Here is a 7,587-nt window from a genome sequence, read left to right as displayed (position 1 = left end):
CTCGAGCACGTACACCGAGTTCAGGGCCAGGAAATCCAAGTCGCTCACGGTCAGCGCGACCAGGTGGGTCGGCGTGGTCACGCACCAGTACTCCCACCGCTTCGTCCGGCCCCAGCCCGGGATGTCCGACCGGTGCAGCGGCCGCCGGGACCACCCCACCGCGTCCGGATTCAGCCGTCCGTCCGTGTCGCACAGGTCGACCGGTGCGGTGATCTCGCGCTCGTGCGTGGTCATACGCGCAGCCTAACGGCCGTGGGAGCAGCCGAGTTCGGGACAGGCAGGTTCGGCGGCTCGGCCGGCGGGAGGGTCTGAGATCCTCTTCCCCATGAGTACACCACCAGACGGGTTGCCCATTTACCGAGTCCTGACCGGTCCGGACGATGCCGCGTTCTGCCAACGTGTGAGCGATGCGATCGACCTCGGCTACGAACTGCACGAAGGCGCCGCCGTCACCTTCAACGGTGAGAACGTCGTCGTCGCCCAGGCGCTCGTCTGGCCGGCGCGGCCGTAGCGGCCCTGGGAACAGCGGTGGTCCTGATCGGCCCGTGACGTGAGAACGGCCGTACGGGTCGGGTGGGTTGTGAGGCTTGCCCGGGCCCGTGCGGCTGGAACCGCGTGCCGGCGGGTCAGAGGTCGTTGCCCGCGTAGGAGAGGTTGAAGCTCTTGTTGGTCAGCGGGAAGTCCGGGACGATCGTGTCGGCGAGGGCGACGGGCAGGGCCGGCCAGTTGAAGAAGGACGGGTCGACGGGTTTGACCCGGGTCAGGGTTCCGTCGGGAGCGAGTTCGACGCGCGTGGTGATCGTGCCGCGCCAGCCCTCGACGATGCCGGTGCCGGAGCGTGTGCCGGCACGCGCACCGGCACCGGCCCCGGGGCCCGCGCCGGCCCCGGGCGAGGGTGCGAGCACCGCACCGGGGGCGAGGCCCTCGGCGAGGTGCCCGATCAGGGCGAGGGAGACGTCGGTCTCCTCGGCCCGGACGAGGAAGCGGGCGAGCACGTCGCCGGTGTCGTGGAGAGGGACCGCGATGCCGGTGCCGTACGTGGTGAAGGGGTGCCCGACGCGGGCATCGCCGGCCAGCCCGCTGGCCCGGGCCACATAGCCGAGGCAGCCCATGTCCCGCGCGGCCCCCGCGGGGAGGACCGCGGTGCCGGTGAAGCGGTCGCGGACGGTGGACTGGCGGAGCGCGAGGCCGGCGATCTCCCGGATGTCCGCCTGGATCGCCTCCATACGACGCGGGTCGGGCAGCTCGCGCAGGGCCGCGCCGCCGGGGACGACGCCGCCGCGCAGCAGTCGGTGCCCGGTGACCCGCTCGTTCAGGCGCAGGAGTTGTTCCCGTACCCGCTGGGCGTGCGCGTTGAGAATGGAGTGGCCGACGTCGTTGCAGAGCATGCCGAGGTCGGCGACATGGTTGTGGAGGCGCTCCAGCTCCAGGAGCAGCGCGCGGGCACGCTGGGCCGGAGCCGGGACCTCGGTGCCGGTGGCCTCCTCGACGGCGAGGCAGTAGGCGAGGGCGTGGCCGACGGCGCTGTCGCCGCTGATCCGTTCGGCGAGGGGCAGTCCCGCCGCGACGCTGCGGCCCTGGAAGAGCTTCTCGATGCCCTTGTGGACGAACCACAGGCGGGCCTTGAGCTTGAGGATCGTCTCGCCCACGACGGAGAAGCGGAAGTGGCCCGGCTCGATCAGCCCGGCGTGGACCGGTCCGACGGGAATCTCGTAGACCCCGTCGCCCTCGACCTCCAGGAAGGGGTAGGGGCCTTCCTGCTCGGTGAAGGGTGGCGGTGCTCCGGCGTCGGGGAGCATCGGGTACCAGCCGCGCGGCCAGTGGAAGTGGCGGACGAGGCGGCGCGGCAGCGGGTGGTCGAGCGGGACGACGCCGAAGAGGTCCCGCATCTCGCGCTCGAACCGGCCCGCGGGGAAGGAGAGATGGGCCAGGGTCGGCACCTCCGGCTGCCGGGCGTCGAGGTGGACGTGCAGTTCGGTACGGATGTCCGGGGGCCCCGCGACGAAGAGATACACCACGCGGATACGGTCCCCGTCGTGGTGCGCGGCGACCAGGGCGAGGCGGCGGCCGGTGCGCAGCAACTCCTGGGCCTGCCCGGGCAGTTCGGCGGTACTGATCTCGTGCACGGTGCGCATGGCTTCAGCGGCCTCCGATCGTCCGGGCGGCGTCGTGCAGCAGGTCGGTGAGCGGACCTGTGGCGATGCCCAGGGCCGCGCAGGCGGCCAGCCCCAGGACGAGCGGCCATTTCGTCCCGGTGGGCGGGTCGTCCCCGGGCGTGGCGGGTGCGGCGGGCGCGGCGGGTGCCGGGCCGAGCACCATGCGGGATGTGCGGAGGGCGAGAGCGGCGAAGGCGATCAGGACGAGCAGCAGGGCCACCGAGACGGCCCAGCCCATGCCGGCGGCGAATCCGGCCCGGACGATGCCCAGTTCGGAGGCGAAGAGGCTGAAGGGCGGGAAGCCGAGCAGCGCGGCGACCGCGAGTCCGAGCGCCGCGCCGAGTACGGGTGCCCGCGCGAGCAGGCCGCGTACCCGCCCGATGCGGGTGGTCCCGGTCAGGTGCAGGATGTGGCCGGAGGCGCAGAAGGCGACCGCCTTGGCGAGTCCGTGTCCCGCGATGTGCAGGAGCAGGGCGGCACGGGCGAGGGGGGTGCCGATCGCCGCGCCGAGGCTGATCAGGCCCATGTGCTCCATGCTGGAGTAGGCGAGCATCCGTTTGTAGTCGCGCTGGGCGAGCAGCAGTGCCGCCGCGAGGACGAGGGTGAGGAGGGCCATGCCGGTCAGCAGGGCGCGGGTGTAGCCGGTGCCCAGCGCCGCGTCGGCGATGCTGCGGTAGCGCAGGATCGCGGTGAAGGCCACGGACAGCAGGACACCGGACATGAGGGCGGAGACGGGGGCGGGTGCCTGGCTGTGGGCGTCGGGCAGCCAGGCGTGCAGGGGCACCAGGCCCGCCTTGGCGCCGAAGCCGAGGATCACGAGGGCGATGCCGAGCCGGGTGACGGCCGGGTCCAGGCGGTCGGCCCGGTCCACGAGGGTGGGCCAGTCCAGGGCATAGGCCTCGGGGACGCCGGCCTGCCGGGCGGCGTAGTAGACGAGGACGGTGCCGAGGAACGCCAGGGCGATCCCGGCCGAGCAGATCACCACGTACTTCCACGCGGCCTCGACGGAGGAACGGGTGTTGCGATGGCCGACGAGGAACGCGGTGACGATGGTCGTGGCCTCCACGGCCACCCACAGCACCCCGAGATTCGCCGTGATCACGGCAAGGCCCATGGCCGCGAGGAATGCCTGCACGAGGGCGTGGAAGACCGCCGTGCTGCGGGCGTCCGCGTGCCCGGCGGTCCGCTCGCCCGCCAGATAGGAGGGGGCGGTCGCGCAGGCGATCAGCGCGACGGCGCCCACGACCAGCAGCAGCCACACCGTCAGGGCGTCGGCGCGCAGCAGGCCGTCGTACGCGGTCACCGCCTCGTCGTCACCGAGGCCGGCGGCCAGCACCGCGCCGCAGGCGATGACCGCCAGCGGTGACACGAGCCCCAGCCGGTCGGCAGGGCGGGACGCGCCGGCGCCCGGCGGCGGGGGAGCGGGAGCCGGGGCCGCGGGTGGAGCGGTGCCCGGTTCCGTGCCGGAATGCGGACCCGGTGCCGTGCCGGAGTCCGGGCCGGGTGCTGTGCCGGAGTCCGGACCCGGTGCCTGACCCCGGACCGGTCCCGGTGCCGTGCCGGAGTCCGTGCCGGGTGCCGGACCCCGGACCGCTGCCGGGGCCGTGTCCGCCGGGCCGGCGGTGACCCCCGCGCGGACGGGCGCACCTGCCGCCTTCCCGCCCGGCGGCCGCGCCCCGGCGGAGACCGCCCGCACGCGGGCCAGCGCATGCACGCCGGCCATGGCGAGAGGGACCGCGACGGGCGCGGTCAGCAGCACGGCGGTCGCGGTCGGCTCGTGAAGAAGACGCAGCATCAGTCGTGCAGCTCCCGCAGGTCGTCGATGTCGGTGGTGCCGAACGCGGCCCGCATGCGGGTGGTGAGGAGTTGCAGCACCAGCACGGCGAGCGTGACGTCGAACGAGACGCCGAGCTCGACGATCAGCGGAACCCCGGAGGCGGCGAGGAACGCGGTCGCCGTGATGCCGTTGTCCAGCAGCAGGAAGCCCACCACCTGCGCGAGCGCCCGCCGCCTGGTGACCAGGACGAAGAACCCGATCAGCACGACGGCCAGGCCCACCGGCAGGGCCAGCGTGGCGGGGGTGGGGTCGAGCTCGACGAGCGGCTGGGCCAGGGCGTAGGCGAGCAGCGTCAGTGCCGCCGCTGTGAGCAGGGAGGCCGCCACGTTCACCAGCGGCTGGGTCTCCCGCGTCTCGGCGCCGTCCGTGTCGTACCCGGTGAACCCGGTCAACCCGGGGCGCTCGGTGAACCCGGGGCGCTCGGGGCGCTCGGGGTACTCAGGGCGCTCGGCGGCCGGTGTGACGAGCGCACGGTGCATGAGGTACGGAAGCACCCCGGCCCGCAGCACACCGATCCCGCACGCCACCGCGACCAGGTCCCAGCGTTCCTCGTGCAGTCCCAGCAGGACGGCGATGGCGCCCAGGGCGATCCCCTGCAGGGCGAAGATCCGTACGATCGCGCCCAGTTCACGGCGCCACAGAATCACCACCGCCGCCAGCAGGAACGCCCCGCAGGCCAGGTCGAGCAGCTGTGTGTACAGACTCTCGCTCACCGCGCGCTCACTCTCCGCTCAGGAAGTAGGAGGCGGTCACCGCGAGCAGTGCCAGCAGGAACGAGCCGGCGAGCAGCTCGGGCACGCGGAACAGCCGCAGCTTGGCCCAGAACACTTCCGCGGCGGCCAGCAACGCCCCCAGGGCGGCGACCTTGGCCACGAACACGACGAGGGCGAGTGCGAGCGCGGCCGCGGAGGCGGAGGTGGCGATGCCCCAGGGCGCGAACAGCGAGGCGAGCAGCCCGAGCAGTACGGTGAGCCTCATCTGCGCGCCGAGCTCGACCAGTGCCAGATCGGGCCCCGCGTACTCCAGCACCATGGCCTCGTGCACCATCGTCAGCTCCAGGTGCGTGGACGGGTTGTCCACCGGGAGCCGGCCGGTCTCCGCGAGGACGGCGACGGCGAGCGCGGCGGTGGCCAGCAGTCCCGCGGGCGAGGCGAACCGTGCCGGTTCGTGGACGGCGCCGGAGACGATGGCGGGCAGATTGGTCGAGCCGGTCGGTATCGACAGGGCGAACACCGACATGAGGAGCGTCGGTTCCACGAGGGCCGCGATGGTCATCTCGCGCGACGCCCCCATGCCGCCGAACGCGGTGCCGGTGTCGAGCCCGGCCAGGGCCAGGGCGACCGTGCCCAGGGCGAGGAGCCCCACCACGAGGATCAGGTCCGAGCGTCCGGCGAGCGGGGTGTCCGTGGAGAGCAGCGGCACCAGCGCGGCCACCACCACGGTGGTGGCCACCAGGAGCGCGGGAGCGACACGGAACGCGGGCCCCGTTCCGACCGGGTTGATCGGCTCCTTGCGCAGCAGCTTGCGCGTATCGCGCCACGGCTGGAGCACGCCGGCGCCGGCCCGTCCCTCCATCCGTGCCCGCACCTGCCGCATCAGCCCGGTGAGCAGCGGAGCGCCCCCGACGACCACGGCGATCTGCCCCGCCACCGCCGCGTAGCCGACCGCGCTCACCAGCCCACCGCCAGCACCACGAGCAGGGCGACCAGGCCGAAGAAGCCGTAGCCGAGATACAGATGGACGCTGCCGTTCGCCAGCCGCCGCGCGGCCTGTCCCGACCGCGCGAGGAAGGCCAGTACCGGTTCGTACAGCCGGTGCTCGATCCGGTCCGGCACCCGGTTGCGGAAGCGCACGCGTTCCACGAGATAGGCCGATTCGCGCACCGGCGTGACGTTCACATCCTGCTCCGGGGCGAGTACGTCGTCGAAGACGCGTTGCAGCGGTTCGGCGAAGGAGGTCGCGGTGTAGGCCATCCGGGGGGTGGGTGCCCCGCCGCCGCAGTCCCACAGCCTGGCGTCTCTTCGCCGTCGCGCGCGCCGGCGCCTGCCGTACAGCATGGGCAGTGCGGTGGCCAGAGCCAGTACCGCGGTCAGTCCTGCCACCACCCACAGTGGTGACAGCGTCGCGGAGACATTCTCCAGGCGCAGTCCCACCCCGTCGCCGGTCACGACCGTGTCCGCCGGGAGGCCCGCGGCGAGCACCGACCGGTCGAGGCCGCTGCCCAGCACTCCCGGGACCAGGGCCAGCGCGACGCAGCCGGAGGCCAGCAGCCCCATCCCGGCGAGCATGAGCGGCGGTGACTCCTTCGCCCCGGTGGCTTCCCGGCTGCGCGGCCGGGCGAAGAAGCCGACGCCGAGCGCCTTGACGAACACGGCCGCCGCGATTCCGGCCGACAGCGCGATCAGTGCCACGGCCGGCGGCAGCGTCACGGCGACGGAGACACCCGGCGTCTGCAGGCCGTGGATCAGCGACTGCAGCAGCAGCCACTCGCTGATGAACCCGTTGCCGGGCGGCAGCGCCACCGCCCCCAGCGCGGCCAGCGCGAACAGCCCGGCCGTCACCGGCATCCGCGCCCGCAGACCGCCGAGCCGGTCCAGATCACGGACCCCGGTGGCGCGCAGCACCGAACCGGCCGCGCAGAACAACAGGGCCTTGAACGCCGAGTGGTTGACGACATGCAGCAGGGCCGCCGCCAGGGCGAGGGCGGCCAGCGTGCCGTCGCCCGAGGCGGCGAACAGGCCCGCCGCTCCGGCTCCGATCAGGACCAGCCCCATGTTCTCGGAGGTCGAGTACGCGAGCAGCCTCTTCAGGTCGGAGGCCATCGCCGCCTGCAGGATCCCGTACACGGCGGACAGTCCGCCCACCACGATCAGCCCCAGCCACCACCACGAAGGGCCGCCGCCCAGCAGGTCGAAGCCGGTGCGCACCAGTCCGTACGCGCCGAGGTTGACCATCGCGGCGCTCATCAGCGCCGAGACGTGGCTGGGCGCCTCCGGGTGGGCGCGGGGCAGCCAGGCGTGCAGCGGCACCGCCCCGGCCTTGGAGGTGAAGGCTGCCGCGCTCAGTACGAACACCAGCCCCCTCACCTGGGGTGACATGCCCTTCGCGCCGGCCCGCAGCGCCTCGAAGGACTCGCCCCCGGCGCGCGCGGCGAACAGCGCGAAGGCCACCAGCAGCAGCACCAGCCCGAGATGGGTCATCACCGCGTACCAGACCCCCGCCGTCCGCACCTGCGGCCGCTCGCGGTGCTCGGCCAGGACGAGCAGCAGCGAGGTCAGCGCCATCAGCTCCCACAGCACCAGGAACGTGGACACCGAGTCCGCCGCGGGCACCAGTACCAGCGTCAGGGCGAACAGCGGCAGTACCGCCTGCGCCCACCGCGAGGCGGGACCGTGCGCGCCGTGCCCGCCCGCGTATCCGATGCCGTACACCGCCACCGCCGCCACGACGGCCCCCGCGACCGCCATGAACAACCCCGACAGCGCGTCCACCGCCAGTCGCGTACCGGCCAGTGGCAGCAGCCCCGGCAGTTCGGCCGACCAGCGGGCGCCTCCGGTCAGTACGGCCACTCCCGCCGCACCGCCGGCCACTCCC

7 protein-coding genes are annotated in these 7,587 nt (G+C 73.4%); 1 reads left to right on the top strand and 6 read right to left on the bottom strand.

The genetic code is table 11. The features are described 5' to 3' along the window. A partial coding sequence (locus GUY61_RS31430) for a DUF2804 family protein (protein WP_166633641.1) occupies window positions 1-234 on the bottom strand: 234 nt, incomplete at its 3' end. 91 nt (window positions 235-325) lie between these two features. Here GUY61_RS31430 and GUY61_RS31425 point away from each other — a divergent pair. Then, window positions 326-511, top strand: coding sequence for a DUF1737 domain-containing protein (locus GUY61_RS31425; protein WP_166633640.1), 186 nt, complete (start codon window positions 326-328; stop codon window positions 509-511). A 115-nt stretch (window positions 512-626) separates the two neighbouring features. Here GUY61_RS31425 and GUY61_RS31420 read toward each other — a convergent pair whose 3' ends face one another. The 5 genes from GUY61_RS31420 to GUY61_RS31400 form a co-directional block, all read right to left on the bottom strand. Continuing rightward, window positions 627-2,135, bottom strand: coding sequence for an NADH-quinone oxidoreductase subunit C (locus tag GUY61_RS31420; protein ID WP_166633639.1), 1,509 nt, complete (start codon window positions 2,133-2,135; stop codon window positions 627-629). 4 nt (window positions 2,136-2,139) lie between these two features. After that, complete coding sequence (locus GUY61_RS31415) at window positions 2,140-3,525, bottom strand: proton-conducting transporter membrane subunit (protein WP_313896957.1); 1,386 nt, start codon at window positions 3,523-3,525, stop codon at window positions 2,140-2,142. 425 nt (window positions 3,526-3,950) lie between these two features. Then, window positions 3,951-4,706: a hypothetical protein gene (locus tag GUY61_RS31410; protein ID WP_166633638.1), complete on the bottom strand. Its 756-nt coding sequence runs from the start codon at window positions 4,704-4,706 to the stop codon at window positions 3,951-3,953. Window positions 4,707-4,713: 7 nt separating this feature from the next. After that, on the bottom strand, window positions 4,714-5,667 hold the full coding sequence (locus tag GUY61_RS31405) for a respiratory chain complex I subunit 1 family protein (RefSeq protein ID WP_166633637.1): 954 nt from the start codon (window positions 5,665-5,667) through the stop codon (window positions 4,714-4,716). Next, window positions 5,664-7,587: proton-conducting transporter membrane subunit (locus GUY61_RS31400; protein ID WP_166633636.1), on the bottom strand; the 1,924-nt coding region annotated here is incomplete at its 5' end. The genes GUY61_RS31405 and GUY61_RS31400, both read right to left, overlap by 4 nt.

The sequence above is a fragment of the Streptomyces sp. GC420 genome (genome assembly GCF_009916105.1).
In the GTDB taxonomy this organism is placed as follows: Bacteria; Actinomycetota; Actinomycetes; order Streptomycetales; family Streptomycetaceae; genus Streptomyces.
This window is presented reverse-complemented; position numbering and strand designations above follow the sequence as displayed.